This is a genomic window from Achromobacter sp. RTa (assembly GCF_000757485.1).
In the GTDB taxonomy this organism is placed as follows: Bacteria; Pseudomonadota; Gammaproteobacteria; order Burkholderiales; family Burkholderiaceae_B; genus Achromobacter.
This window is the reverse complement of sequence record NZ_JPYO01000036.1, coordinates 130,991-156,630: the sequence shown is the minus strand read 5'-3', so window position 1 is coordinate 156,630 and position 25,640 is coordinate 130,991. Positions and strand designations below refer to the sequence as shown.

Here is a 25,640-nt window from a genome sequence, read left to right as displayed (position 1 = left end):
TTGACCCGCGCGCCCCCGGCCCCCGACGCGACGGGCGCCTAAAGAACCCAACCCCTCGCAAGCCCCCAAGACCCCAAGCCCCCAAGACCCCAACACTCGATCCGAAAAAAACTAAGGCCTACCCCGCAGCCACTCTTCGAGATCCTCGGCCGGCAGCGGCGGAGAAAACAGGAAACCCTGCCCCGCCGCGCATCCCTGTTCGATCAGGAAACGCCGCTGCTCTTCGTTTTCGACGCCCTCTGCCACCACCGGCAAACTCAGGCTCTCGCCGATGCGGATGACGGCGCTGGTCAGCGCGCGGGCCGCGTCGTCGCTCTCCAGGCCCTGCACGAAACTGCGGTCCAGCTTCAGTTCGTCCACGATCAGGCGGCGCAAGTGCCCCAGGCTGGAATACCCCGTGCCGAAATCGTCCATCGACAGGCGCACTCCCAGCCGGTGCAGCTCGGCGATGGTGCGCAGCGTGCCTGCCGTGGCGTCCAGCACCACGCCCTCGGTGATTTCCAGCATCAGATCCGCCGGCGCCAGATCGAACTCGGACAGGATGGCCTCGATCATCCGCGGCAGGTTCAGATTGTGGAAATTGGTCGCCGACAGGTTCACCGACACCGACGGCACCCGCAGGCCCTTGCCGCGCCAGACCGCCAGCTGCGAACATGCCTCGCGCAGGGCCCAATCGCCCAGGTCCCCGATCAGCCCGCACTCCTCGGCCAAGGGCACGAAGCGCGCGGGGGAAATATCGCCCAGGGTCGGATGCCGCCAGCGCGCCAGCGCCTCCACCCCGTACAGGGCGCCGTTCTCCAGGCCGACCTGGGGCTGGTAATGCAGGCGCAGCGCCTTTTCCTCCAGCGCGTCGCGCAGCGCGGCCTCCAGCGCCAGTCTTTCCTGCGCCTGCCGGTTCATTTCGGCGCTGAAGAAGGAAATGCGGTTGCGTCCGGCCGTCTTGGCCTGGTACATCGCCATGTCGGCGTGGCGCAGCAGCGTGTCCATGTCGCGCCCGTTCTCGGGGAACACGCTAATGCCGATGCTGACGGACGGGTTCAGGGTGATGCCGCCCACCGAGAAGGGCTGGGCGAGCGCCACCAGGACGTGCTCGGCCGCGGCGGTCAGGCGGCCATGCTCGAAATCCGGCATCAGCATCACGAATTCATCGCCCGACAGCCGGCCGACGATATCGCTTGCCCGCGCCAGCCGGCGCAGGCGCTGGGCGACGTCGCGCAGCAAGGCGTCGCCGATGGGATGGCCCAGCGTGTCGTTGACCTGCTTGAAACGGTCCAGGTCCAGGAACAGCACCGCGACGCGCTTGCGCTCCGGCTCGGCGCGGGCGATGGCCTGCTCGGCCTGCGCCAGCAGCAGGTTGCGGTTCGGCAGGCCCGTCAGTTCATCGTAGAACGCCAGCTGGCGGATGCGGGCGCGGGCCTCTTCGCGCTCCAGCGCCAGGGCGCAGAGGTAGACGCATACGTCCACCAGCCGGTGGTGGAAGTCGTCGGGCAGGCGACGCTCGCGGAAATAGAAGGCGAAGGTTCCGATCACCCGGCCGTCGCTGGACTTGATGGGCGAGGACCAGCACGCCTTGATGTCTTCCGGCAACGGCATGTCGCGGTAGCCGTCCCACAGCGGATCGGTGGCGATGTCGGGCACGATGACCGGCCTGCCGAGGAAGGCCGACGTGCCGCAGGCTCCCGCCTGCGGGCCGATGGCCGCGCCGTCCAGCGCGTCGGCATAGACGGCGGGCAGGCTGGGCGCGGCCAGCGGGCGCAACAGGCCCGCGTCGTCCACCCGCAGCACGCTGGCCGCCACCTCGGGCGCCAGGCGCTCCACCTCGCGGCACACCATGTTCATGACCTCGACAACCGAAGCCTCGTTGACCATGGCCTGCAGCACGCGGCGCTGCAGCACTTCGTGCACCTTGGTTGGGGTGATGTCCGTCAGCACGTCCACGATGTTGACCAGGGCGCCGCGATCGTCGAACACGGAATTGGCCATCACCGACACCCACAGCGGCCGCCCGGCCCGGTCGTAGACCAGCACGTCCTTGTGATAGCCCTCGCGGCAGGCGATGCGGCGCGCCAATTCCTCGCGCGTGCCGCCGTCCTGCCTGCCTCCGGACAGCAGTTCGCCCAGCTCCTGGTCCACGGCGTCGCCGCGGGAGAATCCCAGCATGCGCTTGAAGCCGTCGTTCACGTAGACGATGCGCCCGTCCTGGCCCGACACGGCAACGGCGTTGCCGGTTTCGTTGATGCCCAGCAGCAGCAGGCGGATCTCTTCCTGACGCTCGGCGTCGGCGATGGATCGCCGTGAAATGACCGTAATGCGCGTCACTTCTCCGTCTTCGTCGAGGATCGGGACGTAAGTCGCTTCGATCCACAGGAAACTTCCGCCCTTCCTGCGATAGCGGCAGGTGCCCGAGAAGTGCCTGCCGCCCAGCAGGCGTGTCCAGATCTGTTCCCCGCCTACGATGCCCTTGCCTTCGTCCAGGCTGTCGCACAGCATGTCGTGGCGCAGGGCCAGGGCTTCCTCGCGCGGGTACGCCACGGCGGCCAGGAAGTTTTCATTGGCGCGCACCAGGGAGCCGGCGGCGTCGAAATCGAACAGCAGCAGCGCCCGATCCATCGCCGTCAGGTAATTGCCCGCGCTCCAAGCGGCGCCTTGGGGCCCCGCGGCGAAAGCGCCTGGATGAGAATCAAGCATATGGGGCTCCATGCCGGATAACAGCAGATCCGGTTTCATTCAGCGCTTGGGAAAACCCAGGGCGACACGGTCGCGGCCGTCTTGCTTGGCCAGGTACAGCGCCTGGTCCGCGCGGCTGAGCGTCTCCGAAAACGTCTCTCCCAGTTGGTGGTACGCCATGCCTATGCTGATAGTGAGCCTCAACACGCCATCGCCGGCCGCGATCGTGAGGGCCCGCACCGCGCCGACCAGCCGGTCCATGACCCGCTGGGCCGCTTCGGACTGCGTGCTGGGCAGCAGCACCAGAAACTCCTCTCCGCCCCAGCGGCCGCACAGGTCGTACTCGCGCAGATTCTTGCCCAGCACCCCGGCCAGCTCGACCAGCGCGCGGTCGCCCGTTTCGTGGCCGTAGCGGTCGTTGACCGACTTGAAGTGGTCGACGTCCAGCATGGCCACCACGAAGCTCTCGCCTCCGCGGGCGGCGCGCTGGACCTCCTGCTTGATCATCTCCATCAGCGCGCGCCGGTTCAGCAGCCCGGTCAGCGGATCGCGGTTGGAAGTTTCCAGCAGCGCGACGTTCAGGTCGCGCATCATGCTCTGGTAGTGGTCCGAAATCCGCGCGATGCGGGTCAGCCGACGCAACTGCCGGTCGAAACGGTCGCACAGGCCCAGTTCGCGCTCGTGCGCCATGCTCTGGTAGGCGTCGGACAGCTGGGTCACGCGTTCGATGCGCGCCATCTGTTCCGCGGTATGCCGCCACAGCGCTTCCAGTGCCTCGCGCAGGGGATGTCCCTCGTAGGCCGGGTCGGCCAGCAGCGCGGAGATGCGCTTGTCCAGCTGGGCGGCGTCGGGTTTCATTGGCGGCCGATGACCGAAAAGGGGAAGGTGCAGTCTTCCTTGAATTCCTCGGCCAGCTCGCCCACCCGCTCGTTGCGCATGTCGTAGTACCAGGTCACGCTGACCTCGCGGCCCTTGCCGTGCGCGGCCTCCAGCAGGTCGAAAATATCCATGACGGACTTGATGCTGCTGGTGTTCAGGTACAGCAGCTCCAATTCCAGTTTCAGGGGCGCCGTGCCGCCCAGCAGATAGGCCTCCACCCACTCGATGACCGGGCCGAAAAGCTCAAAGGAATTCTCGGGATAGGAGTCGCCGCGCATCGCCAGCACGCCAGCTGCGGCATCGGCGTCGATGGCGGGCGTGGACTGCGTCCCGGGAATGTTCAGGTCTTTCATCAATTGCTCCGAAAATATTGCTTGGGTGCGCTCGCCTTCAAATCACGACGCTCAGGCTGAAGAACGCCTGACCCGCGCCCGTGGCGGGGGTCAGGCTGGCATCCAGCGGAGCGCCGGCGCGGCGGGCGATGTCGATCAGCCCCAGGCCCGCGCCCGAGGCAACGCCCTGGGCGCGCGGCTTGTGCAGCTGCTGCTTGTATTCGGCTTTCAGGGCGGGCTTGTCCAGCGCCGCCAGCTCCTGGATGCGCGCGACCAGCAGCTCGCCGTCCTCGGCCTTGACCAGGTTGCCCGCGGACACCACGTAGCGGCTGTCGTCGCGGCGGCCGATCACCACGGTGGCCGATGCGTCCACGTCGCCGTTCAGCGCCGCGTACTGGCGGATGTTCTGGATCATTTCGATATAGACCGAGAACACATCCATGGCTTCCGCCGGCCGGGCATGCTCGGCGTTCAGGTAGTTCTTGAGCGCGTTGCCGATTTCCTCGATCAGGCTGCGGGAAATCGGTCCGTTGAAGCACAGCAGGGTGCGATTCTGGTTGAATCGTTCGCCCAATGCGTAGAGATCGGAGGCATTCATGGAGGTTACGCCCTGATAACGTTTATTCGAAACGGAACGACAGCAAGGTGATGTCGTCACGCTGTGGCCGTCCGCCCTGGTACTCAGCCAGGGCCTGGGTAAATGCGGCCGCCTGTTCGGTTAACGGCTGGCGCGCGTGCCTCTTGAGCATTCCGGCGAAACGCGTATTGCCAAAACCGAAACCATGCTCGCCGCCGGCCTGGTCCAGGAACCCGTCCGTGGCCAGGTAATAGGTCCAGCCGGGTTCCAGTTTCAACTCGATGTTCTGGTATGTCTCTGTACGCTTGTCTCCCAGCGCGCGCTTGCCTCCGGGCACCTCGCGCAGGATCTCGCCGTTGCTTGCGTACAGGTTGATCTTGGCGCCGGCGTACACCAGCCGGCCGGCCTGGCGGTCAATATATACCAGCCCCGCGTCCGTATTGGTGGCCAACGCCCGAGGCAATTGCGCGTCCGCAAGCATGGCGCGGATCGCGCTGTCCGTGCGGCCCAGGATGGCGGCGGGATCGGCCGGCCCGGCCTCGGTGATCGCCAGGTCGATGGCGGCGCGAGCCAGCATGGTCATCAGGGCCCCGGGCACACCGTGGCCGGCGCAATCCATGATGCCCAGCAGGCAGTTGGCGCCGTCCGAGCGGAACACGTAGAAATCGCCCCCCACCACGTCGCGCGGCTTCCACAGCACGAAATGGTGCGCGCCCAGCGACTGGGTCAACTGGCGGTCCGGCAGGATGGCGCGCTGGATCAAGCTGGCGTAGTCGATGGAATCGTCGATTTTCTTGTGGGCGGCGGCCATGGCGCGGTTGGCGTCCTCGAGTTCGGACGTGCGCTCGCGCACCTTGGTTTCCAGTTCGGCCGTGTGCTGGCGCACCTTGTCGGCCATGACCCCAAAGGCGCGGCTGAGGTCGCCGATCTCGTCCTGGCCGCCCGGCGGCAGGCGCACGTCGTAGCTGCCGTCGGCGATGGCCCGCGCCGACTGCTGCAGGCGGCGCAACGGCCGCAGCATCAGGCGCTCGATGGCGTACCCGAAGCACAGGAGCATCGCCGCGAAGAGCACCACCAGGCCGATCGCCGCCGGCCAGAGCCAATCCGTGTCCAGCACGCGCGCCGCGCCCAGGTCCACCACGGTCAGCACGTGCCACCGGAGTTCGGGCATATAGGCCACGGACACCAGTTGCCGTACGCCGTCCATCGTCACCCAGGCGGACTGCACCGACTGGGGGTCGGCCTGGGCCGCCTTCATGGCGGCGGCCAGTTCGTCCCGCCCTTCCCCGCCGTCCAGCAGGTTGAACACCCTTCCACGGCCGTTGCCCGCGCCGCCCGCACCCGAGTTGTAGGCGATGAGCGAGGCGTCCATGTGGGCCTGGATGGCGCCTTCCGTGTCGACGATGATGGGGGTGACGCCTGGCTGGCCGCTGTTGACGAAGTCGCGCAGGAAGCCGCCGACGTCCAGGGCCGACCCCGTCAGCCCCAGGACCCGGTCGCCGTCGCGCACCTGGACGTTGATCCAGACCTTCGTGGTCTTCAGTTTCAGGTCCGGATTGACGTTGATGTTGTATTTTTCGGGGGACTTCAACGTCAGATAGAACCAGCCGTCGTCGGCCGCCGTCCGGCTCAGCGTGTAGCGCGGCGATTCGGACAGGGGCTGCTCGTCGTTGAAGTAGTAATTGCCGGAGGCCGCGCTGGCGATGAAGTAGGCACGCCCCAGCAGATCCCGCCGGTAGCCGTCGGCCTCGCGGAAGAACAGCTCGCGCGCGGCGGCGTCGCTCTCATGGCGCAGCCAGCGCCGGGTGACTTCGCTGTCGGCCAGCCGCAAGGACAGGGCAAGTTCGCGCGATACGGGCGCCAGGATGCGTTGGCGGTTCAATTGCGTGAAGTTGTCGGCAAAAGCACGCCCGAAGTGCTCCCTGACCCCATCCAGCACCTGCCATCCGATCAGGGCCGCCGGCGCCAAGGCCACTACGCACGCCAGTAACAGCGCCATCAATGATTTTCTGCGCAAACCCCATTTCGCCATGCGAAGTTTTCCTGACAACTTTAATAAGACGTGACGCGCGCCCGTACCGGACGCACCGGCGCGACACGCCCGGCGCGACAAGTGTAGATAACAGTGGATCCAATTGAAACTGGCGAAAGCGAGTGTAAACACCCGATCCGCCATAAGTTTCATCGCGGCAATGTAAATACCGGTTTATTGCGATTTATATCAACGCGGGCTGCGCGTTCCGGCCGGGATTGCGGCTTTCTCGCTACACGCCGAGGTAGCGCTCCCAGAGGCCCCGATCGGCGTCCAGGGCTTGCGAGTCGCCCGTCCACACCACCTTGCCGCGCTCCAGGATCACGTGCCGGTCGGCCAGGGCGAGCAGCCGCTCGACGTACTTGTCGATGACCAGGATGGTCTGCCCTGCCTGGCGCAGCCGTGCCAGGCAGTTCCAGATTTCCTCGCGGATCTTGGGTGCCAGGCCCTCGGTGGCCTCGTCCAGGATGAGGAGCCGGGGATTGGTGACCAGGGCGCGGCCGATCGCCAGCATCTGCTGCTCGCCGCCGGAGAGCTGGTTGCCCATGTTGCGGGCGCGCTCGTGCAGGCGGGGAAAGAGTTCGAACACCCGCTCGGGCGTCCCGGGGGCGCCGATGTCCGGATTGCGCGCCGCCACGAAGGCCGTCAGATGCTCGCGCACCGTCAGGTTGGGAAAGCACTGCCGGCCTTCCGGCACGATGGCCATGCCGGCCCGCGCGATGCGGTCCGGGCTCCAGCCGCTGATGTCCTGCCCCGCGAAATGGATCTTGCCGCCGCGCAGCGGGAGCTGGCCGAACAGGGTGCGCAAGAGCGTGGTCTTGCCCATGCCGTTGCGCCCCAGGAGGGTCACGACCTGGCCCGCGCCGATCTGCAGGTCCACGCCGAACAGCACCTGGCTTGCGCCGTAGCCGCTCTTGGCCGATTCGATGCTCAGCATTACGCAGTCTCCTCGTCGCCCAGGTAGGCCTGGCGCACTTCGGGGTTGGCCCGGATCTCGTCCGGCGCGCCCGTGGCGATGACGCGGCCGTAGACCAGCACCGACAGGCGGTCGGCCAGGCGGAACACCGCCTGCATATCGTGTTCGACCAGCAGCATGGCGGCGCGTCCCCGCATCGATTCGATCAATTCGGTCAGGCGGACGGTTTCGTCCGGACCCATGCCGGCCATGGGCTCGTCCAGCAGCAGCACGCTGGGCCTTGCGGCCAGCGCCAGCGCGAATTCCACTTTGCGCTGCTCGCCGTGCGGCAGGGTGCCCGCCGGACGCTCCAGCAGGCTGGCGTCGATGGCGCATTCCCGCGCCAGTTCGCGCGCCTGCTCGTACAGCGCGGACTCGGCCGCCCGCGGCTTCCAGAAACGGAAACTGCCGCCGGCGTGCGCCTGCACCGCAAGCACCAGGTTGTCCAGCACGTTGGACTGCTTGAAGATATTGGTGATCTGATAGGACCGCGACAGTCCCGCAGACACGCGCTGGTGCGCATTCATGCCTGTGACGTCGCGGCCGCCCACGGTCAGCGTGCCAGAATCCGCCGACAGCGTGCCCGACAGCAGATGTATCAGGGTGGACTTGCCCGCGCCGTTGGGACCGATCAGGGCATGGATCTCGCCCGGGTTCAGCGACAGCGACACATTGTCGGTGGCGACCAGCGCGCCGAAGCGGCGCACCAGCCCGGATGCCTGCAGGGCGGGGGTTGCGGCAGCGTTCATGATCCCACCTTGCCGGATTGCGGAGCGGCGCGGCCGCCGAACAGCGGGCCGAACAGCCCGACCAGGCCGCGCGGCGCGCCGAACACCACGCACAGCAGCAGCACACCCAGGGGCAGGTGCCAGTATTCCGTCCACAGCCGCAACACTTCCTCCAGGGTCAGCATCACCACGGCGCCCGCCACCCCGCCATAGCGCAGGCCGATGCCGCCCACCAGCACCATGATCAGCAGGTTGGCCGACTGGGTCCAGTGCATCAGGCTGGGCGAGATGAAGAGGTTGTGGTTCGCCAGCAGCGCGCCGGCCAGGCCGGCCACGGCGCCGCTCAGCGTGAAGGCCGTCAGCTTGATCCGGTAGACCGGGTAGCCCATGGACTCCATGCGCGACTCGTTCTCGCGTATGCCTTGCAGGGCCGTGCCGAAGCGCGAGGCCACCACCCGCCCGAACACCCACATGATCAGCACGAACAGGGCCAGCACCAGGTAATAGAAGCTGACGTCACTGGCCAGGTCGATGCCCGGCAGGCTGGAATAGCCGGGCAGGTTCAGCCCGTCTTCCCCGCCGTACTGACGCAGCGAGATGAAGATGTAGAACAGCATCTGCGCGAACGCCAGCGTGATCATGATGAAGTACACGCCCCGCGTGCGCAGCGAGATCGCCCCGGTGATGCACGCCAGCACCGCGGCCAGCAGCATGGCCGCCGGCCAGACCACCAGCGCCGAGGTGACTCCCGACATGGCCAGGATGCCCACGGCGTAGGCGCCGGCGCCGAAAAAGGCCGCGTGCCCCAGCGCCACCATGCCGCCGTAGCCCAGGATCAGGTTCAGGCTGGTCGCGGCCAGCGCGTAGATCAGCACTCGCCGCACGAAGGAGATGTAGAAATCCAGGCCCAGGGCGGGCGCCACCAGGGGGAATGCCGCCAGCGCGGCCAGCAGGATCACGGTCCAGATCGTGGATTTCATGCTCACCCTCTCGCCGGAAACAAGCCGGAGGGCCGGAACACCAGCACTGCCGCCATCAATACGTAAATGGCGATGGCCGCCAGCGTCGGCCCGACGCTGGACGCCACGGCCGGCGAAAAGACCTGGCGCAGCAGCATGGGCAGGAAGGCCCGCCCAGCCGTGTCCACCATGCCCACCAGCAGCGCACCGACGAAGGCCCCGCGTATCGAACCGATGCCGCCGATGACGATGCAGACCAGCACCAGGATCAGGATTTCCTCGCCCATGCCCACCTGCACCGAGGTGATCGGGCCCAGCAGGGCGCCGGCCGCCGCGGCCAGCATGGCGCCCAACGCGAACACGCCCAGGAACAGCAGCGGCACGCGCACGCCCATCAGCGTGGCCATCTGGCGGTTGGACGCGCCGGCCCGCACCAGGACTCCGGCGCGGGTGCGAGTCACGAACCAGTACAGCCCGGCCGCGGCGGCGACGCCGAACACGATGATCATGAGGCGATAGGCGGGGTACAGCAGGTCGGGCAGCAGGCGCACGGGCCCGGACAACGCGGCCGGCATGTTCAGCATCACCGGAGCGGGACCCCAGATCATCTTGACCAGGTCGTTGGCGATGAGAATGATGGCGTAGGTGCCCAGGACCTGGGCCAGGTGATCGCGCAGCGCCAGGCGTCGGATCAGCACGAGTTCCAGGAACACGCCGACCAGGCCGGTGGCGACGGCCGCCACCAGGACGGCGGCGGTGAATGAACCCGTGCGCTGCATGGTTTCGGCGGCCACATAGGCGCCGGCCATGTAGAGCGAGCCGTGAGCCAGATTCATGATGTCCATGATGCCGAACACCAGGGTCAGCCCGGCCGCGATCAGAAACAACATCAACCCAAACTGCAGACCGTTCAGCAATTGCTCGACGATCAGCGTAAACGTCATAAGAACTTCCCCTTGCAGCGCGTTGCCGACAGCCTCGCGCGCGGCCAAATCACCAAAGCCACCCTGATTGTGTATCGCGCCGGCGCCCCCCGGCGCCGCGCGTGCAGCGGTGTCACCCGATCCGGATGCCGCGGATCCGGCTCCGCCGGTCCGCAGGCATGCCCCCTTGAGGGGGAAGCGCGCAGCGCTTCGGGGGTGGGCTTCCCCCTACAGCTTGCAGTCGCCGACGTAGACGTCCTGGTACTTGTCGAAGACCTTGCCCACCAGCTTGTTGGTGACGCGGCCGCTGCCGTCCTTCTCGACGACGCGCAGGTAGTAGGCCTGGATGGGATAGTGGTTCTTGCCGTAGGTGTAGCTGCCGCGCACCGAGGGGTAGTCCGCCTTTTCGAGCGCCTTGATGATGGCGGCGCGGTCGGAAGCCTTGCCGCCGGCCTGCTTGACGGCGGCGTCCATGGCCATGATCACGTCATAGGACTGGGCGGCGTAGACCGAGGGATAGCGGCCGTTGTATTCCTTGCGGAAAGCTTCGACGAATGCCTTGTTCTGCGGCACGTCCAGGTCGTGCGCCCACTGCGCCGTGTTGTACATGCCCAGCATGGGATCGCCCACGGCCTGGATCACGTCTTCGTCGGCCGAAAAGCCCGGGCCGATCAGCTTGACGCTTTGCGACAGGCCGGTGGACACGAACTGCTTGACGAAGTTGATGCCCATGCCGCCCGGCAGGAAGATATAGACGGCATCGGGCTTGGCCGCGCGGATCTGCGCCAGCTCGGCGGCGTAGTCGATCTGGCCGAGCTTGGTGTAGACCTCGTCGCCGGGCGGGGTCTTGTAGCCGCGCTTGAAGCCTGCCAGCGCGTCCTTGCCCGCCGGATAGTCGGGGGCCATGATGAACATCTTCTTGAAGCCGCGGTCCGCCGCGACCTTGCCGGCCGCTTCATGGAAGGCGTCGTTCTGGTAGGACGTGCCGAACCAGTAGGCGTTGCATTGCGCGCCGGCGAACTGGCTGGGGCCGGGGTTGTTCGACAGGTAGGGAACCTTGGCGGCGAACAGCGCGGGGCCGACGGCCAGCGCCACGTTCGAGCCGATCGGGCCAGTGAAGAAATCGATCTTGTCGCGCTGGATGTAGCGCGTAACCAGTTGGCGGGCCTGGTCGGGGTTGCCGCCCATGTCGGTCTGCACGAATTCGGCGGGCTGTCCGCCCAGCTTGCTGCCCAGCTGCTTGATCGCCAGGTTGAAGCCGTCGCGGGCTTCGGCGCCCAGGGCAGCAAAGGGGCCGGAAATGTCGTTGGCGATGCCGACCTTGATGGTGTCGGCGCTGGCCAATGCCGGAACCAGGGCGGCGGCGGCCAGAAGGGAAGTGATCAAACGCATGGTGGTGTGCTCCGTGCGCGAGCCGCGCAGAGGGTGTTCTTATTGAAGGTGCGATTCGAAGGACTTCTTGCGCCCGGCCCGCCGACGCCGCGGCGCCGCCGTCCTGAGCCACCCCGATCCCCTTGCAGAGCATAGGGAAAGCTGGCGTGGTTCATAGTTTAGGTTTAAAGTATCCACCAAAACAAGTCTAGGGTTTTTACCAACGGGTTTCCCGATAGCAACTGCCATGGCCACCCTCCACCCCGCCCTTTACCGGAATTATGACCGCGCCGCGCTGGACATCCAGTACAACGCTCGCGCGACAGTACCCGACATCCAGCCGATACTCAAGAAGTACGCCGAAGGCAGCGCCGAGGCGCGGCGCACGCTGGACTGCGCGCTGGACGTGCCCTTCGGCGACCACGCCGACGAATTGCTGGACATCTTCCCCGCCGCCGGCGGCGCGCGCAAGGCGCCTGTGTTCGTGTTCATCCACGGCGGCTACTGGCGCCTGCTGTCCAAGAGCGACTCCAGCTGCATGGCGCCCGCGTTCACGCAGGCCGGCGCCGTGGTCGTGGCGGTGAACTACTCGCTCGCGCCCGCCGTCACGCTGGACCGCATCGTGGACCAGAACCGGCGCGCCCTGGCCTGGATCCACCGCCACATCGCCGAATACGGCGGCGATCCGGCGCGCATCCATATCTGCGGCAGCTCCGCCGGCGGGCACCTGGTCGGCGCGCTACTGGCCAGCGGCTGGCATGCCGGCTACGAGGTTCCGCCCGATGTGGTCCGCGGCGCGGCCCCGCTGTCCGGCCTGTTCGACCTGCGCCCGCTGGTGCACACCCATGTGAACGAGTGGATGCGCATGAACGAGGCAGACGCGATCCGCAACAGCCCCGCCCTGCAGCTGCCGCAAGCGGGCTGCCCCCTGGTGGTCAGCTACGGCGAAACCGAGACCGCCGAGTTCAAGCGCCAAAGCGACGATTACCTCGCCGCCTGGCTCGAACGCGGCTTTCCGGGGCGCTACGTGCCGATGCCCGGCACGAACCATTACGACATCGTCTTGAGCCTCAACGATCCCCACAGCCCGCTGACCCGCGCCATCTTCGAGCAGATGGGTCTGGCGCCCGCCCCTCATTCCCGGTAACCCGCCATGATCAACGCCCCCGACCTGGAATCCCGCGCCGCGCCGGACGACCACCATGCGCTGCGTTTGTGGTTGCGCATGCTGACTTGCGCCAATCTCGTCGAAAGCGAGATCCGCAGCCGCCTGCGCAACGAGTTCGATACGACACTGCCCCGCTTCGACCTGATGGCGCAATTGCAGCGCGCGCCCAAGGGCATGAAGATGGGCGAGCTGTCGCGCCACATGATGGTCACCAACGGGAACATCACGGGCATCACCGACCAGCTCGAAAAGGAAGGGCTGGTCGTGCGCACCAAGGTCGAATCCGACCGCCGCAGCTCGCTCATCAAGCTCACGCCGCTGGGCAGGAAGAGCTTCGCCCGCATGGCCCGGGCCCACGAAACCTGGGTCAAGTCCATGTTCGGCGACCTGCCCGAGGCCACTCGCAACGCGCTGTTCCAGGCCCTGGGCGAACTCAAGCTCCAGGTGGTGGCCACCCGATCCGCGTCGGCCAAGGCCTGAAGCGCCATCCGCGCTGAAACCGTCTGCCGGTTTGGCGCATAATTGCCGCCATGATTCCGGTTTCCCTTCCTGGCGGCAATTTCTACGTGTTGATGGCGGTTTCGCTGGCCTGCCTCTCCACGCTGCTGACCTGGCTGGCCGTTCTGGCCACCACCCGTAGCGCCCGGCACTGGCTGGGCGGCCACCGCCGCATCGGCACCGTCCTGATGGCGTTTCTCGCCGTCGTCGGAGCCATCTTTCCCTACCAGCAGTTCAGCCTGTGGTTCGCCGCCCAGCGCGACGCGCAGGCGGACGCCGGCCGCAAGACCGTCCTGGCCCAGCCCACGATGCTGGCCGGCGTGGAAATGCCTGCGGGCACCGAGCTCCGCCTGGCCGCGCCGGGCGACCTGGGCTCGTTCGAGCGCGCCGTCTTCCCCGAGGCGCACCCCGCCCCCATCCAGGGCGTTACCGCTACCCGGCTGTTCCGCTACCCCGCCAACGGCAAGCAGGCAGAAACCCTGTCGGTGGAGATCGAGCGCGACCAGGCGCTGGACGGCTGGCTGTGCGCGCACGGCCACCGGATCGAATTCGTGTTGCGCGACGGCCATCCCCGTTTCTCCAGCTGCCATCTGGCTATCGGCAATACCCTGGACCAGCAGCCCGTGCCGGCGGGCGCCTGGCTGAAAGTCATCGCCGGGGCCGCCGCGCCCGGCGCGGCTGCGGACACGCCGCGCTGGCTGCTGCGCACCGAGGGCAGCGACGCCCTGGACGTGGCCCGCCTGCCGCTGCTCAAGGTGGACATGCAGCTGGACGGCCAGCGCCGCATGCTGGGCTTCGAGGGCCTGCTGGCGCGCGAAACCGTCCTGGGCGACATGACCTACCCCCCGGGCACCCGGGTGCTGGCCGCCAATGCCGGGCTGCCCGGCGCCCAGGCGGGCGACCTGCTGTTCTCCCCTTCGCGGGGCCGTTCGGCGCGCCGCGCCGGCGGCGACGACGTGCCCGCCGGCAGCTCGGTGCTGCAGGCCCCCGACGGCACGGTGCGCGGCGTGCTCGCCAACCGCGAGGCAGGCGTGCTGGACGTGGCCGCCATGCGGATCGGCCCCTGACGGGCCGCCCCGTCACAGCCCCTGCCCCGAACCGGTGGGATAATACGAAGCTTTCCCCCGCGCGCCGCCCCATCTGGCGGCGATTCCGTCCTGCTCATTCATGAGACGAAGTCATGGCCGTTAACCTGCAGATCCCCTCCGAGTCCGAAATTTTTCCTGTTGCCGGCGTTGAAATCGGCGTCGCCGAGGCCGGCATCCGCAAAGCCAACCGACGCGACCTGACGGTATTCCGCCTGGCCGAAGGCACGAGCGTGGCAGGCGTGTTCACGCGCAACCGCTTCTGCGCGGCCCCCGTGCAGGTCTGCCAGGCCCACCTGGCCGCCGGCGGCCCCATCAGCGCGCTGGTCATCAATACGGGCAACGCCAACGCCGGCACCGGCGAGGAAGGCCTGAAGAAGGCGCAGGACACCTGCGCCGCGCTGGGCCAGTTGCTGGGCGTGCCCGCGGCCCAGATCCTGCCCTTCTCCACCGGCGTCATCCTGGAGCCGCTGCCGCTGGACCGCCTGGTCGCCGGCCTGCCCCGCGCCATCGCCGACCTCGGCGCCGACCGCTGGTCCAGCGCCGCCCACGGCATCATGACGACCGACACCCTGCCGAAGATCTCCTCGGCCCAGGTCCAGATCGAGGGCAAGACCGTCACCTTCACCGGCATCAGCAAGGGCGCGGGCATGATCCGCCCCAACATGGCCACCATGCTCAGCTTCCTGGCCACGGACGCCGGCATCGCCCAGCCCCTGCTCGCCAAGCTGGCCGTCGAGATCGCGGATGCCTCGTTCAACCGCATCACGGTGGACGGCGACACATCCACCAATGACTCCTTCATCATCGCCGCCACCGGCAAATCGGGCGTCAATATCAATAGCGAGTCCGACGCCGCCTACGCCGCGGTGCGCGAGGCCCTGACGGCCGCCGCGCTGGAGCTTGCCACCAAGATCGTGCGCGATGCCGAAGGCGCCACCAAATTCATGACGATCCGCGTCGAAGAGGCCGGCAACACCGAGGAAGCGTTGAAGGTGGCGTACGCCGTGGCGCACTCGCCGCTGGTCAAGACCGCCTTCTTCGCGTCGGACCCCAACCTGGGCCGCATCCTGGCCGCGGTAGGCTATGCCGGCATCGACGATCTGGACGTCTCCAAGATCCGCCTGTGGCTGGACGACGTGCTGGTGGCCAAGGACGGCGGCCGCAACCCCGCCTACCAGGAAGCCGACGGCCAGCGCGTGATGAAGCAAGCCGAAATCCTGGTGCGCATCGCGCTGGGCCGCGGCCAGGTGGCTGACACTGTCTACACCTGCGACTTCTCCCACGAATACGTGTCGATCAACGCCGACTACCGCTCATAAGATGAACAGCTGTCTGGCGCCCTCGTAAATGAGCTTCGGGCTCGACGGGTATCTCATCGGGTGTCAGACACCCCCTCCCCAGGATGCAGACGTGACCGCAACCGAGTTTTCCACCCTCATCCAGCGCGCCGAGCGCGTGCTGGCGCAGCTGGAAGCCTGGCTTCCTCCCGCTCCGCCCGAAATCGACTGGAGCGCCCACGCCTTCCGCTGGCGCAAGCGCGGCTCGCGCGGCTGGCTGGACGCCGTGCGCCATGTGGCGCGCATCGACCTGGAAGACCTCCAGCACATCGAGCGGCAGAAGGCCATCATCGACCGCAACACGCAGCAGTTCATCGACAAGAAGCCCGCCAACAACGTGCTCATGACCGGGGCCCGCGGCACCGGCAAGAGCTCGCTGGTCAAGGCCATGCTGGCCGCCTACGGCGACCGGGGCCTGCGCCTGATCGAAGTGGACAAATCCGACCTGGGCGACCTGGCCGATATCGTCGAGCTGGTGGCCTCGCGACCCGAGCGCTTCATCGTATTCTGCGACGACCTGTCCTTCGAGGAAGGCGAAGCCGGCTACAAGGCATTGAAGTCGGTGCTGGACGGCTCCGTTTCCGCCTCGGGCGACAACGTGCTGATCTACGCCACCTCCAACCGGCGCCACCTGATGCCGGAATACATGAGCGAGAACCTGGCGGCCAAGCACCAGCCCGATGGCGAGATCCACCCCGGCGAAACGGTCGAGGAAAAGATCTCGCTGTCCGAGCGCTTCGGCCTGTGGCTGTCGTTCTATCCCTTCAAGCAGGACGACTACCTGGACATCGTCTATCACTGGCTGCGCGAACTCGGCTGCCCGGAAGCGCAGATCGAGCCGTCGCGCACGGAGGCCCTGCAATGGACGATCGAGCGCGGCTCGCGCTCGGGCCGCGTGGCCTACCAATTCGCGCGCGATTGGGCGGCCCGGCATGTCTGAGAAGATCGTCGACGTCGCGGCCGGCCTGATCCTGCGCCCGGACGGCATGCTGCTGCTGGGCCAGCGTCCGGAAGGCAAGCCCTGGGCGGGCTGGTGGGAACTGCCGGGCGGCAAACTTGAACCCGGCGAAACCGTGCTGGAAGCGCTGGCGCGCGAACTCCAGGAAGAAATCGGCATCCGCGTCACGCAGTCCCGCCCCTGGGTCACCTACGTGCATGCCTACCCGCACACCACGGTGCGCCTGGCCTTCTGCCACGTCACGGGCTGGGAAGGCGAACCGCGCAGCCTGGAAAACCAGCGCCTGGAATGGGTGGACCCGGCCAAGGCGGCGTCGGTGGGCGACCTGCTCCCCGCCACGCTGCCTCCGCTGCGATGGCTGCAGCTGCCCACCGCCTACGGCATCAGCGGCATCGGCTCGCGGGCCGGCGTGCCGGCGTTCCTGGGCCGGCTGGAAGCGGCGCTGGCGCGCGGCGTGAAACTGGTGCAGCTGCGCGAACCGCAATGGCCGGACGGCGTGGGCGCAAGTTCCCTGCATGAAGTGATGCAGGGCGTGCTCAAGCGCTGCCGCGCCGCCGGCGCCCGCCTGCTGGTCAACAGCGTCCACCCTGCGGCCTGGTGGAAGGAAGCCGACGGCGTGCATTTGCGCACCGCCGACGCGGCCCGCCTGAGCGCCCGCCCTGCCCTGCCCGCCGGCGCGCTGGTGGGCGTATCCGCCCACGACAACGCCGAAGTCGTGCACGCGCGCGAGATCGGAGCGGATTTCGCCGTGCTGGGCCCCGTGCTGGAAACAGCTTCGCACCCCGGCGCCCCCACGCTGGGCTGGGAAGGCTTCGTCGAGGGCAACCGCGATGCGGGCATTCCCGTCTTCGCGCTGGGCGGCCAATCCTCCAGCACGATGTCGGCTGCGCTGCGCCATGGCGCGCATGGGATTGCCGGGATACGCGGCTTGCTCTGAACGCCAGCGTCCGACGCCTCAGTGTCTGACACCCCACGAGATGACGCCTCGGCTCGAAGCAGCGCTTCCGGGTGTCAGACACCAACCGTGACGGTAAGGTCTTGCCATCGCCGATGGTGTCAGACACCCGGAAGCGCTGCTTCAAGCCTGCACGCCCTGCCGCAAGGTGTCTGACACCTGCGGCACGGCCCCGGCAGCGCAACAAGCCGGGACGCAGGCGGCCGGCCAACAAACCGCAGTCAATCGATCTTGTAATCCATCCAGGACGCCACCATCTCGCGTAACCCGCCGCCGTCCTCGAAGGACTCGCGGCCTCCCTCGGCCTTGTTGCGGCCCAGCTCCAGGATGTACATGTAGTCGGACACCTCGGCGCAGCGGCGCACGTTCTGGTCCACCAGCACCACCGTCATGCCCTCGTCGGCGAATCCGCGGATCAGGCCGTAGATTTCCTTGGATATCTTGGGCGCCAGCATCGCGGTCGGCTCGTCCAGCAGGATCACGGAAGGCTCGATGAGCAAGGCGCGCCCGAACTCCACGAAGCGCTGCTGTCCGCCGCTCATGCTGGACACGGGGTCGTTGCGCTTCTGAGCCAGGATGGGAAAGCGGTCGTAGACGGAATCGATGCGCTGCCGCACCCGCGCCTTGTCGCCGCGGAACGGCCAGCAGCCCAGGAGCAGGTTGTCGTGCACCGACAATTCGCCGAACAGGCTGCGATGCTGCGGCACGAACGCGACGCCGTGGCTGGCGCGTTCGTGCGAGGGCTGCGCGCTGATGTCCTGCCCGCGCAGCGTGATGCGGCCGGTGCGCGGCGGCAGGAATCCGAACAGCGTCTTGAGCACCGTGGACTTGCCGGCGCCGTTGGGCCCGATCACGCCGGTGACCTTGCCCGCGCGCGCCTGGACGTTGATGCGGTTCAGGATGGTGATGTCGCCGTGATAGGCGACCGTCACATCCTCCAGCGCGATGGTTGGCGTGCTCATGTCAGGCTCCAAGATAGGCTTCGACCACCCGCGGATCGGCGCGCACGCGGTCGGCGTCGCCTTCGCACAGGATCGCGCCCTCGTTCATCACGATAATGTGGTGCGACAGCTGGTAGATGGACGTCAGGTCGTGCGACACGAGCACCACCGAGCAGTCGTGCTCGGTGGGCAGTTCGCGGATCACCGAGATCAGCAACTGCGCCAGCGCCGGATTGACGCCCGCGAAGGGTTCATCCAACAGCACAACCTTGGGCCGCGCCACCATGATGCGCGCCAGCTCCACCAGTTTCTGCTGCCCTCCCGACAGTTCCTCGGCATAGTTGTGCCGCAGGCGGTGCAGTTCAACCTTGTGCAGCCAGTATTCCGATTGCGCGTAGCGCTCATCGGCGCTGCGGCCCGCCTGCTGCTGGGCCACGTCCAGGTTGTCCAGCAGGCTCAGATGGGGAAAGATGCGGGGCACCTGGAAGGTGCGCCCCACGCCCAGCCGGGCCACCTCGTGGATCTGGCGGCCCGCGATGTCGCGGCCGTCCAGCTCGATGCGGCCCTCGTCCGGCGTATAGATGCCGTTGATGCAATTGAGCATGGTGGTCTTGCCCGAGCCGTTCATGCCGATGACGCCCAGGATGGAGCCGCGCGGCACCTCCAGGTCGACCCCTTGCAGGGCTACCAGCCCGCCGAAGCGCTTCTTGAGATTCGTGACTTTCAACATGTCCGGCTCCCGTTCAGCGCAGCGCCTGGCGGCCGAACAGGCCGCTGGGCTTGACGAAGATCATCGCCACCATCAGCGCGAAACCGCAGATGGTGGCGATCGACGGATTGAAGAACACCACCGACACCTGTTCGGTGACGCCGTACAGCAACGCCCCGACCAGCGCTCCCACCGGATGGCCCAGGCCGCCGAGCACGATGACGATGAAGCCGATCAGCGTGTAATCGTTGCCCATGAAGGGCGAGAATGCCGGAAACACCATCGCCACCAGCACGCCACTGGCCGCCGCCAGCCCCACGCCCAGGCCGAACGCCACCGCCGACAGGCGTTCGGCGTTGATCCCCACGATGCGCACCGCATCGCGGTTCATGATGATGGCGCGCAGCGCCTTGCCCACCTGGCTGCGGTACAGGAACAACGTCAGCGCGCCGATGATGGCAAGCGCGATGGCCAGCGCCAGCAGGCGCACCGTCGGAATCAGGACGGGGCCGAACTTCAGGAACACCGGCTCGATCTCGTACGGCAGCGAACGGGCGTCGGCGTCGAACGCCAGCAGCATCAGCGCGCCCAGCATGATGGACACGCCGAACATCAGCAGCAGCGAACTGATCTCGGGATCGTCCGCCCTGTTCAGCCGCGGAATCAGCACGAAGTACAGCAGGTAGCCCGCCAGGAAGAAGGCCGCGAAGGCCAGCGGCAGCGCCAGCAGCGGATTGATGCCCGCGTACTCCATCAGGTAGAACGCGAAATACGCCCCCAGCACCAGGAACTCGCCGTGCGCGAAATTCACCACCCGCAGCACGCCGAACACCACGTTCAGCCCCACGCCTATCAGTCCATAGATGGCGCCCAGGATCAGGCCGTTGATCAGGCCTTGGATAATCAGTCCGGTCATGACTCGTCCTCAGGCAATGTAGCGGCGCAATTGCGGCTTGCGCTTGATCAGGCTGCCGACGATCCCGCGCGGCAGGAACAACATCAGCAGCACGATGATCAGGCCCAGCAGCAGCAGGTTCACGACCGGGAATTTCTGCCAGATCACGTGGTCGATGCCCAGGAGCGCCAGCGTGCCGGCCACCGGCCCGAGGATGGTGCCGAATCCGCCCGCCATCGCGTAGATGATGCTCTTGGCCGTGATCAGCACATGGAAGGCGTATTCCGGATCCACCACGTTGGTGTACCAGGCCTCGATGCCCCCGGCCAGTGCAGGGAACAGCGCCGCCAGCAGCCACGCCTTCAGCCGGGTGTTGGGAACGTGGATGCCCACGCATGCGGCCGCGCCGTCGTCGTCGCGGATGGCCTTCAGGGCGCGTCCCAGGCGCGACACCGACAGCCAGGTAACGGTGGCCAGCGTGGCGCCCATCACGATCAGCATGGCGTAGTAGCTGTGCGACGGATTGTTGGCGCTGGACAGGATGATGCCCATGCTGCCGCCGGTAAAGGACTGGGGCAGATTGGAAATGACCAGCTTGACGATGGTGGCCAGCGCCAGGCTGACGATGCCGAAATACACCCCGCGCAGGCGCAGCGTGGGCGCCAGCAACAGCGCGATGATCACCCCCACGCAACCCGCGGCCAGCAGTGAAGGCAGGATGGGCCAGCCCAGGATCTTGTAGCAGATGCCGGTGGCGTAGGAGCCCACGCCGTAGAACACCACGTAGCCGAACGGCAGGTAGCCGGTAAAGCCCACGCAGATGTTCATGGCGCTGGCCATGGTGATCCACAGCATCAGGTAGAACGCGAACGAGATATTCGAGGTTGCCAACGGAATCGCGGCCAGGACGGCCGTCAGCGCGACAAAGACGGTCATTGCGATGCGGGTGCGCAATCGCACCGCGCGCTGATCCTGCGCGCGATGCGAAGCCGCGCCCGCCGCCAGGGCGGGACTGCTGCTCATGGTGTCTTCCTCCAGGCCTGTCCGGATTGGACGGCCGATTTATTTGGAGGCGATTATGACCGATAAAACCATAACTTCAGGTTAAGTATTAACCCTGAGCGGGAGCCGGAAACGCCTCCGCCAACACTAGGCGCAGCTCCTTGATGAACTGGACGGCGATCTGCGAAGGCTCCCGGCCGCCGGCGTAGACCGCCGAAATGTTCAGGGGAATGCGCTCGGCCAGCGGCACGATCACGACATCGGGCATGGTGTTCTGCATGACGGTGAATTCGTCCACGATGGCGATCCCGACGCCGGCATTGACCAGCGCGCAGGCCAACTGGCTCCAGGGCACATCGGCGCACATCCGGCAGGGCAGCCCGGCCTGCTCGAACGCCCCCAGCACCAGCATGCCGAAGGGCATGCGCGTGCCCACCACGATGTGCGGATGCGGAGACAGGTCGGCCAGGCTGACCTGGCCCCGGTCCGCCAGCGGGTGCGACTTCGGGATGGCCGCCACCATGCGCCCCACATGCAGAAGCTCCGACGTCAGGAATGGGTGATCCGCCTGCATGACCACCAACCCGAGCTCCGCCTCGCCCTGCAGCACCTCGGTGATGAGATTGGGCAGCGCGCTGGTGTTCAGCCGCAACAGCAGCTCAGGATGGCGCCGCTGGAAGCGCGCCACCGCGCGCGGCACCAGGAACTGCGCCAGACTCGGGATGGAGGCCAGCCGCAACACTCCCGTACCGTGCTCCGACAGCGCGTCCGCAAGATCATTGACGCGCTGCATCATGCGCTGGGTTTTTTCGATTTCCTCAAACAGGCTGTGCACTTGCGGCGTGGGCCGCAGCCGCCCGCGCACCCGCTCGAACAGCGTCAGACCCATGGATTTCTCGGTCTGCGCCAGCATCCGGCTGACCGCGGGCTGAGAGATATTCAACAGGCGGGCGGCGCCGCTGATCGATCCGGCCATCACGATGGCCCAAAGCATTTCGGTCTGTCGGTAGTTCAATTTATTCAAGGCGTGCACTCCATGCCTATTTGTTATACGCTTTCTCACGTATTGGGCAATTATTGCCCAATATCGGGCCTTGGACTCAAGCTCCGCGGGAGGAAGGGCCCCACATCCAAAAACGATAGGAGACAACCCATGTTCGCGAAATCCTGGCTGTTCCGCTTACCGGCGCTGGCCCTGGCCATGGCCGCCCTCACTCCATCCGCCGCCTCCGCCCAGAGCTCGGACAAGATCCGGGTGGGCATGACCGTTTCATCCACCGGCAGTTTCGCGCTGGCATCGCAGTCCGGCGTGCGCGGCGTAGAGCTGTGGGTAGACGACGTCAACCGCCGCGGCGGCATCGAAGTCAACGGCAAGAAATACCCGGTCGAGCTGGTCAAGCTGGATGACCGCAGCGACAAGCAGATGGTGACCCGCGTTTACGAACGCCTGATTGTCGATGAAAAAGTGGATCTGGTGTTCGCGCCCTTCGGCTCCACGCTGACCGCCGCGGCCGCGACCGTGACGGAACGCCTGGGCAAGTACATGATGGTCTGGTCCGCCGCCAGCGACGATCTGTACAAGCAGGGTTTCAAGAACATGGTCTCGGGCACGCAGATGCCGGTGTCGGCCATGCTGCGCGCCAACATGGAGCTGGCCGCCAAGCAAGGCGTGAAGAAGGTGGCGCTGCTGTACTCGGACGAACCGTTCCCCGCGGGCCTGGCCGAGGGCGGACGCGAGCAGGCCACCAAGAACGGCATGCAGGTGGTGCTGTTCGAAAAATACCCGAAGGGCCAGAAGGACTTCAGCACGATCTTGCAGAAGGCGCGCGCCGCGGGCGCCGAAGCGCTGGTGCCGACCTCGTACGAGGGCGACCTGATCAGCATGACGCGCCAGATGAAGCAGCTCGACATCAACTTCCCCTATGTCTTCATGGTGTATGCCTCGACGCCGCAGTTCCAGGCCATCGGCGCGGACGCGAACTACATCTACAGCCACACCAACTACCCCCCGCGATCAACTGGAAGGTCAACGCCGGCATGACGCGCGAGCAATTCGCCGCCGCCTATGACCGCCAGTTCCCCAAGGCCGAGTTTCCGCCCGACTTCCAGACCGCGCTGGCCTATGGCGCCGGCGCGCTGACCGAAGAGATCGTGAAAAAGGCAGGCAACACCGACGCGGCCGCGCTGAAAAAGGCCTCGCTGGACCTGTCCGGCAAGCTGACCGTCATGGCCGGCCCCTACGCCATCGACGAAACGGGCAAGCAGCTGCTGATGCCCTTCCCCGTCGTGCAGCTCCTGCCCGGCAAGGGCATGGTGCCCGTGTGGCCCGAGGACGTGGCCACGCAGAAGCCGGTGTATCCGACCCCCGACTGGAACAAGCGCTGATCCGCGCCGGAATGCCCCTGCAGGCGGCACGGCAATCCGTGCCGCTCGTACATCAACCGAGGAAAACATGTCTGACATTGCATTTGCCACGCTGGGAGAACTGGCGCAGGGCCTGGCCAGCGGCCGCTACAGTTCGGTCGAACTCGCGCGGCACTACCTGGACCGCATAGACCGGGCCAACCCCGCGCTGGGCGCCTACGTCAGCGTCGACCACGAGGGCGCGCTGAAACTGGCCGAGGCCGCCGACGCGCGCCGCCGCGCTGGCTATGGCCTGCTCGGGCCGCTGGACGGCCTGCCCGTGGCCGTCAAGGATCTGTGCGACATCCAGGGCCAGGTCACCACGGCAGGCTCGCAAGCCTGGCGGAAGCGCCGCAGCGAACTCACCGCCACGGCGGTGACCCGCCTGCTCGACGCCGGCATGGTGGTGCTCGGCAAGACGCACATGGTGGAGTTCGCGTTCGGGGGCTGGGGCACGAATCCCGTGATGGGAACGCCGCGCAACCCCTGGGACCTGGTCCGCGCGCGCATCCCGGGCGGCTCGTCCAGCGGATCCGGCGTGGCGGTGGCCGCAGGCCTCGCGCCCGCCGCGCTGGGCTCCGACACGGGCGGCTCGGTGCGGATTCCGGCAGCGCTGAATGGCATCACCGGCCTGAAGACCTCGCGCGGCCTCATCAGCCTGCATGGCTCCGTGGCGCTGTCGCACACGCTGGACTCCATCGGCCCGCTCACCCGCGACACGCGCGACTCGCTGCTGTTGACGGAAGCCCTGTCCGGGCCCGATCCGCGCGATCCGGTGACGCAGGGCGTGACCGCCTTCCGCTTCCGCGAGCCGAACGCCGGCCCCAAGCCGCTGCGCGGCATGCGCATCGCCCTCATGCCTGAAGCGCAGTACCCCATTGCCGTGGACGCCGCCGTGCAGGGCGCGCTGGACGATACGCGGCGCGCGCTGGCGGAGCTGGGCGCGGACTTCATCGAGGCGCCCTTCCCCTTCGATTTCCACGACATGATGCTGCGCAACGGCCTGATCATCGCGGCCGAGGCCTATGCCCAGCACCGCGACTACATCGAGGACGAAAGCCTGCCCCTGGGCCGCTACGTGCGCTCCCGCGTGCTGGGCGGCAAGAGCGTGGGCGCCGCCGACTACATCCGGGCCCTACAGGCCCATGCCCTCGCACGCGAGGCCTGGCAGGACTGGATGCGCGATTTCGATGCGGTGCTGGCGCCCTGCCTGCCCTTCGCCGCCTGCCCGCTCGAAGAAGTGGACGAGGCTGCCACGCCGCTGGCGGCTTTCACCCGGCCGGGCAATTACGTGAACGCGTCGGGGCTGGCGCTGCCCGCCGGGTTCACCGCGGAAAACCTGCCCATCGGCGTGCAGCTGCTGGGCAAGCCGGGCGGGGAAGCCGCGCTGGGCCGCATCGGCATGGCGTTCCAGGCGGCGACGGACTGGCACCTGCGGCGGCCCGGACTGGCGGCGATCGGCCTGTAGCGTCCCGCCGCCGCGCGGGTTCGCCAAGCGGAACCCGCAAATCCGTCCCGCGCCGCGCCTCTTACTTGCTGGGCGCGGCGGCGGGGCCGGCAGGGAACGGCGCCGCGCCGTCGGCCTTGACGAAGCTCAGCGTGGTCACGTAGTTGATGCCGTCGTACTTCTCGGGACCGGCCGCGCCGGGACGTTCGCCGGGGTTGCGATCGATGTGGCTGGCCTCGATGACGTACTGCCCTTTCCACGGCAGATCGAAACGCACTTTGCCCTGCTCGTCGGCATGCGCTTCCTTGCTCCAGCCCGATTGCACGGCGATGACGACCTTGGCCTTGGGCAGCGCCTGCCCCTTCAGCACCACCTGGAACTCGCCGGCCTGGCCGGTGGGCACCACGTCCAGGGCAAGCTTGGGCGCTTGCGCGGCCAGGCTCGTGACGTAGCGGGCGCCCGGCCAGATCCAGCTGTTGATCTCCTTGTCGCCCTGCTTGAACGTGCGCAGCGGAAAAGCGGGGTCCTCGGCCGCGATGCTCTGCCCCTTGCCCGCGCCCGCGGACAGCGCGAAGCCGGCGGCGGTCTTGGTCACGGCCAGCGGCGATTCTCCCTTGGCCGAAATCAGGGTGGCGGAGGGCTTGCCGAAAAGATCCAACAGGCCGGGCGACGCTTCGCGCAGGTTCTCCGCAAACTCGCCGAAACGCAGCACTACGGCCTTGCCGTCATCGGCCTGCTCCAGCCAGGCCTGATGCGCCTGGGCCGTTGCAGCCAGGCACAGCGTGGCGGCGATCAAGGTAAGGGTTTTCTTCATGC

The 25,640-nt window shown here is 67.1% G+C and carries 23 protein-coding genes and 1 pseudogene; 8 read left to right on the top strand and 16 right to left on the bottom strand.

Annotated elements, in window-relative coordinates; all coding sequences use genetic code 11:
* Positions 1 to 111: 111 nt before the first annotated feature.
* The 10 genes from JL37_RS13945 to JL37_RS13900 all read right to left on the bottom strand — a co-directional run bounded on the left by JL37_RS13945 (position 112) and on the right by JL37_RS13900 (position 11,444).
* A complete protein-coding gene (locus JL37_RS13945) occupies positions 112 to 2,688 on the bottom strand; it encodes an EAL domain-containing protein (protein WP_231570344.1) in 2,577 nt (858 codons plus the stop codon).
* A 39-nt stretch (positions 2,689 to 2,727) separates the two neighbouring features.
* Positions 2,728 to 3,525, bottom strand: coding sequence for a biofilm regulation diguanylate cyclase SiaD (gene siaD / locus JL37_RS13940; protein ID WP_043544727.1), 798 nt, complete (start codon positions 3,523 to 3,525; stop codon positions 2,728 to 2,730).
* The gene (gene siaC, locus JL37_RS13935) at positions 3,522 to 3,899 is read right to left on the bottom strand and encodes a biofilm regulation phosphoprotein SiaC (protein ID WP_043544726.1); all 378 of its coding nucleotides are present in this window, start codon (positions 3,897 to 3,899) and stop codon (positions 3,522 to 3,524) included. Before siaC ends, siaD begins: the two co-directional genes overlap by 4 nt.
* Before the next feature lie 37 nt (positions 3,900 to 3,936).
* Positions 3,937 to 4,476, bottom strand: a complete 540-nt coding sequence (gene siaB, locus JL37_RS13930; protein ID WP_043544725.1) for a biofilm regulation protein kinase SiaB — start codon at positions 4,474 to 4,476, stop codon at positions 3,937 to 3,939.
* A gap of 22 nt (positions 4,477 to 4,498) precedes the next feature.
* Positions 4,499 to 6,487, bottom strand: a complete 1,989-nt coding sequence (gene siaA / locus JL37_RS13925) for a biofilm regulation protein phosphatase SiaA (RefSeq protein ID WP_197064608.1) — start codon at positions 6,485 to 6,487, stop codon at positions 4,499 to 4,501.
* 232 nt (positions 6,488 to 6,719) lie between these two features.
* Positions 6,720 to 7,424: an ABC transporter ATP-binding protein gene (locus JL37_RS13920; RefSeq protein WP_043544723.1), complete on the bottom strand. Its 705-nt coding sequence runs from the start codon at positions 7,422 to 7,424 to the stop codon at positions 6,720 to 6,722.
* Complete coding sequence (locus tag JL37_RS13915; RefSeq protein ID WP_043544722.1) at positions 7,424 to 8,191, bottom strand: ABC transporter ATP-binding protein; 768 nt, start codon at positions 8,189 to 8,191, stop codon at positions 7,424 to 7,426. The genes JL37_RS13920 and JL37_RS13915 overlap by 1 nt, the downstream gene beginning before the upstream one ends.
* The gene (locus JL37_RS13910; protein ID WP_043544721.1) at positions 8,188 to 9,150 is read right to left on the bottom strand and encodes a branched-chain amino acid ABC transporter permease; all 963 of its coding nucleotides are present in this window, start codon (positions 9,148 to 9,150) and stop codon (positions 8,188 to 8,190) included. Before JL37_RS13910 ends, JL37_RS13915 begins: the two co-directional genes overlap by 4 nt.
* Positions 9,151 to 9,152: 2 nt before the next feature.
* Positions 9,153 to 10,073 (bottom strand): branched-chain amino acid ABC transporter permease, encoded by a 921-nt coding sequence (locus JL37_RS13905; RefSeq protein ID WP_043544720.1) that lies wholly within the window; start codon positions 10,071 to 10,073, stop codon positions 9,153 to 9,155.
* A gap of 207 nt (positions 10,074 to 10,280) precedes the next feature.
* Positions 10,281 to 11,444, bottom strand: coding sequence for an ABC transporter substrate-binding protein (locus JL37_RS13900; RefSeq protein WP_043544719.1), 1,164 nt, complete (start codon positions 11,442 to 11,444; stop codon positions 10,281 to 10,283).
* Between the two features lie 226 nt (positions 11,445 to 11,670).
* Here JL37_RS13900 and JL37_RS13895 point away from each other — a divergent pair, with 226 nt between their 5' ends.
* The 6 genes from JL37_RS13895 (at position 11,671) to JL37_RS13870 (ending at position 17,409) form a co-directional block, all read left to right on the top strand.
* Complete coding sequence (locus JL37_RS13895) at positions 11,671 to 12,570, top strand: alpha/beta hydrolase (RefSeq protein ID WP_043544718.1); 900 nt, start codon at positions 11,671 to 11,673, stop codon at positions 12,568 to 12,570.
* Positions 12,571 to 12,576: 6 nt separating this feature from the next.
* On the top strand, positions 12,577 to 13,071 hold the full coding sequence (locus JL37_RS13890; protein WP_043544717.1) for a MarR family winged helix-turn-helix transcriptional regulator: 495 nt from the start codon (positions 12,577 to 12,579) through the stop codon (positions 13,069 to 13,071).
* 50 nt (positions 13,072 to 13,121) lie between these two features.
* The gene (locus JL37_RS13885) at positions 13,122 to 14,156 is read left to right on the top strand and encodes a hypothetical protein (RefSeq protein ID WP_043544715.1); all 1,035 of its coding nucleotides are present in this window, start codon (positions 13,122 to 13,124) and stop codon (positions 14,154 to 14,156) included.
* A 113-nt stretch (positions 14,157 to 14,269) separates the two neighbouring features.
* Positions 14,270 to 15,496 (top strand): bifunctional glutamate N-acetyltransferase/amino-acid acetyltransferase ArgJ, encoded by a 1,227-nt coding sequence (argJ, locus tag JL37_RS13880; protein WP_043544714.1) that lies wholly within the window; start codon positions 14,270 to 14,272, stop codon positions 15,494 to 15,496.
* A gap of 91 nt (positions 15,497 to 15,587) precedes the next feature.
* Positions 15,588 to 16,454 (top strand): ATP-binding protein, encoded by an 867-nt coding sequence (locus JL37_RS13875; protein ID WP_043544713.1) that lies wholly within the window; start codon positions 15,588 to 15,590, stop codon positions 16,452 to 16,454.
* Entirely contained in the window at positions 16,447 to 17,409 is a 963-nt protein-coding gene (locus JL37_RS13870) for a Nudix family hydrolase (protein WP_043544711.1), read from the top strand. The genes JL37_RS13875 and JL37_RS13870 overlap by 8 nt, the downstream gene beginning before the upstream one ends.
* A 239-nt stretch (positions 17,410 to 17,648) precedes the next feature.
* Here the strand turns inward: JL37_RS13870 and JL37_RS13865 are convergent, their stop codons facing one another.
* The 5 genes from JL37_RS13865 to JL37_RS13845 form a co-directional block, all read right to left on the bottom strand.
* Entirely contained in the window at positions 17,649 to 18,389 is a 741-nt protein-coding gene (locus JL37_RS13865; RefSeq protein WP_043544710.1) for an ABC transporter ATP-binding protein, read from the bottom strand.
* Position 18,390: 1 nt separating this feature from the next.
* Positions 18,391 to 19,098, bottom strand: coding sequence for an ABC transporter ATP-binding protein (locus JL37_RS13860; RefSeq protein WP_043544709.1), 708 nt, complete (start codon positions 19,096 to 19,098; stop codon positions 18,391 to 18,393).
* A gap of 13 nt (positions 19,099 to 19,111) precedes the next feature.
* Positions 19,112 to 19,993: a branched-chain amino acid ABC transporter permease gene (locus JL37_RS13855; RefSeq protein ID WP_043544708.1), complete on the bottom strand. Its 882-nt coding sequence runs from the start codon at positions 19,991 to 19,993 to the stop codon at positions 19,112 to 19,114.
* Between the two features lie 9 nt (positions 19,994 to 20,002).
* On the bottom strand, positions 20,003 to 20,995 hold the full coding sequence (locus JL37_RS13850) for a branched-chain amino acid ABC transporter permease (protein ID WP_043544706.1): 993 nt from the start codon (positions 20,993 to 20,995) through the stop codon (positions 20,003 to 20,005).
* 88 nt (positions 20,996 to 21,083) lie between these two features.
* Positions 21,084 to 22,007: a LysR family transcriptional regulator gene (locus JL37_RS13845; RefSeq protein WP_043544705.1), complete on the bottom strand. Its 924-nt coding sequence runs from the start codon at positions 22,005 to 22,007 to the stop codon at positions 21,084 to 21,086.
* Between the two features lie 120 nt (positions 22,008 to 22,127).
* Between JL37_RS13845 and JL37_RS13840 the strand changes: the two are divergent.
* Both JL37_RS13840 and JL37_RS13835 read left to right on the top strand, forming a co-directional pair.
* A pseudogene (locus tag JL37_RS13840) lies at positions 22,128 to 23,359 on the top strand (amino acid ABC transporter substrate-binding protein).
* A 67-nt stretch (positions 23,360 to 23,426) separates the two neighbouring features.
* Positions 23,427 to 24,845: an amidase gene (locus JL37_RS13835; RefSeq protein WP_043544704.1), complete on the top strand. Its 1,419-nt coding sequence runs from the start codon at positions 23,427 to 23,429 to the stop codon at positions 24,843 to 24,845.
* A gap of 61 nt (positions 24,846 to 24,906) precedes the next feature.
* Here JL37_RS13835 and JL37_RS13830 read toward each other — a convergent pair whose 3' ends face one another.
* Complete coding sequence (locus JL37_RS13830) at positions 24,907 to 25,638, bottom strand: DUF4198 domain-containing protein (RefSeq protein WP_043544703.1); 732 nt, start codon at positions 25,636 to 25,638, stop codon at positions 24,907 to 24,909.
* Positions 25,639 to 25,640: the final 2 nt, after the last annotated feature.

What these genes read in the sequence shown, in the direction of transcription:
- JL37_RS13865 (WP_043544710.1), bottom strand. Translation starts at nt 18,389, where the DNA reads ATGAGCACGCCAACCATCGCGCTGGAGGATGTGACGGTCGCCTATCAC.
- JL37_RS13920 (WP_043544723.1), bottom strand. Translation starts at nt 7,424, where the DNA reads ATGCTGAGCATCGAATCGGCCAAGAGCGGCTACGGCGCAAGCCAGGTG.
- JL37_RS13850 (WP_043544706.1), bottom strand. Translation starts at nt 20,995, where the DNA reads ATGAGCAGCAGTCCCGCCCTGGCGGCGGGCGCGGCTTCGCATCGCGCG.
- argJ (WP_043544714.1), top strand. Translation starts at nt 14,270, where the DNA reads ATGGCCGTTAACCTGCAGATCCCCTCCGAGTCCGAAATTTTTCCTGTT.
- JL37_RS13915 (WP_043544722.1), bottom strand. Translation starts at nt 8,191, where the DNA reads ATGAACGCTGCCGCAACCCCCGCCCTGCAGGCATCCGGGCTGGTGCGC.
- JL37_RS13855 (WP_043544708.1), bottom strand. Translation starts at nt 19,993, where the DNA reads ATGACCGGACTGATTATCCAAGGCCTGATCAACGGCCTGATCCTGGGC.
- JL37_RS13890 (WP_043544717.1), top strand. Translation starts at nt 12,577, where the DNA reads ATGATCAACGCCCCCGACCTGGAATCCCGCGCCGCGCCGGACGACCAC.
- JL37_RS13885 (WP_043544715.1), top strand. Translation starts at nt 13,122, where the DNA reads ATGATTCCGGTTTCCCTTCCTGGCGGCAATTTCTACGTGTTGATGGCG.
- JL37_RS13895 (WP_043544718.1), top strand. Translation starts at nt 11,671, where the DNA reads ATGGCCACCCTCCACCCCGCCCTTTACCGGAATTATGACCGCGCCGCG.
- JL37_RS13905 (WP_043544720.1), bottom strand. Translation starts at nt 10,073, where the DNA reads ATGACGTTTACGCTGATCGTCGAGCAATTGCTGAACGGTCTGCAGTTT.
- JL37_RS13945 (WP_231570344.1), bottom strand. Translation starts at nt 2,688, where the DNA reads ATGCTTGATTCTCATCCAGGCGCTTTCGCCGCGGGGCCCCAAGGCGCC.
- JL37_RS13870 (WP_043544711.1), top strand. Translation starts at nt 16,447, where the DNA reads ATGTCTGAGAAGATCGTCGACGTCGCGGCCGGCCTGATCCTGCGCCCG.
- JL37_RS13860 (WP_043544709.1), bottom strand. Translation starts at nt 19,098, where the DNA reads ATGTTGAAAGTCACGAATCTCAAGAAGCGCTTCGGCGGGCTGGTAGCC.
- siaA (WP_197064608.1), bottom strand. Translation starts at nt 6,487, where the DNA reads ATGGCGAAATGGGGTTTGCGCAGAAAATCATTGATGGCGCTGTTACTG.
- siaB (WP_043544725.1), bottom strand. Translation starts at nt 4,476, where the DNA reads ATGAATGCCTCCGATCTCTACGCATTGGGCGAACGATTCAACCAGAAT.
- siaD (WP_043544727.1), bottom strand. Translation starts at nt 3,525, where the DNA reads ATGAAACCCGACGCCGCCCAGCTGGACAAGCGCATCTCCGCGCTGCTG.
- JL37_RS13910 (WP_043544721.1), bottom strand. Translation starts at nt 9,150, where the DNA reads ATGAAATCCACGATCTGGACCGTGATCCTGCTGGCCGCGCTGGCGGCA.
- JL37_RS13830 (WP_043544703.1), bottom strand. Translation starts at nt 25,638, where the DNA reads ATGAAGAAAACCCTTACCTTGATCGCCGCCACGCTGTGCCTGGCTGCA.
- siaC (WP_043544726.1), bottom strand. Translation starts at nt 3,899, where the DNA reads ATGAAAGACCTGAACATTCCCGGGACGCAGTCCACGCCCGCCATCGAC.
- JL37_RS13835 (WP_043544704.1), top strand. Translation starts at nt 23,427, where the DNA reads ATGTCTGACATTGCATTTGCCACGCTGGGAGAACTGGCGCAGGGCCTG.
- JL37_RS13900 (WP_043544719.1), bottom strand. Translation starts at nt 11,444, where the DNA reads ATGCGTTTGATCACTTCCCTTCTGGCCGCCGCCGCCCTGGTTCCGGCA.